This window comes from Allomuricauda sp. CP2A (genome assembly GCF_001683915.1).
GTDB lineage: Bacteria > Bacteroidota > Bacteroidia > Flavobacteriales > Flavobacteriaceae > Flagellimonas.
In genome coordinates this window covers 1-859 of the sequence record NZ_LXTT01000050.1, presented here as the reverse complement: position 1 = coordinate 859, position 859 = coordinate 1, and the positions used below count along the sequence as shown (strand labels likewise).

General features: G+C 32.6%; 2 protein-coding genes. One reads left to right on the top strand and one right to left on the bottom strand.

Features of this window, described 5'->3' with window-relative positions:
• A partial coding sequence (locus A7D14_RS20215) for a hypothetical protein (protein ID WP_218058511.1) occupies positions 1-318 on the top strand: 318 nt, incomplete at its 5' end.
• A gap of 208 nt (positions 319-526) precedes the next feature.
• Here the strand turns inward: A7D14_RS20215 and A7D14_RS06700 are convergent.
• The gene (locus A7D14_RS06700; RefSeq protein WP_067031822.1) at positions 527-847 is read right to left on the bottom strand and encodes a hypothetical protein; all 321 of its coding nucleotides are present in this window, start codon (positions 845-847) and stop codon (positions 527-529) included.
• Positions 848-859: the final 12 nt, after the last annotated feature.

Here is an 859-nt window from a genome sequence, read left to right as displayed (position 1 = left end):
ATATATAGGAGGCCCTCATTTTTTAGAGACTCAATTATTTTAAAAGATAGATTAAAGATATTACAGTCTATATTGAATCATAAAAATAAATATGGAGACGATATAATCAATCAAATACTAATCATGGAAGATTCATCTAACATGTTTACTAATAGAAAAATTCAGCTAACGGAACCCATCACATTGGACAGTAAACAAATTGATATTTTTGAAAATCATGAAGAATCGTGGATAAGATTAAATCAAACTCTTATGGATTCTTTAGTGGCGCAATTTAGCATCTCAGACCTGGCAACAGAAAATTTTTATTTCAACTAGAGTGGAAACGCCGGACATAGTATACCACACTGGCCTGATAAAATTGAGCACCTTTGAAACTAACATAAAAATTTGATTTTCAAAACAGTAAAGCCAAATATTGGATGGCTCAATTTTCCGTTTTTGGTGGTCTCAACCATCTGGCTCATCCAGTATACGTCGCCAAGAAGACTAAAGGTAAAGTCATTAAATTCCAATTGGAAGAAACTTAGCTCTTATCTGGTTTTCTTTTAAATTTAAATACTATGCCTCCTTTGGCTCCAACTTGGGTACCCACGCCTAAAATACCAATTTTTCCATCCGCACTAACTTCAGCACTTATTTCTACTTCTTCAAGTTGATAGTTCTTACTTGCATCAATTTGAAAATCCAGAAGTTCAAGAATCTGATTCTGGATATTTTGTATCTGGTTTGATAATACTTCAACCGAAATGGTATTTTCAATAATTTGTTCGATTCTACTGGAACCACTTCCTCTTGCAATTAATTTTTCTTCTTTTGAAAATATTATAATGTTATCCTTTGCCATTCAGTGAGAAGG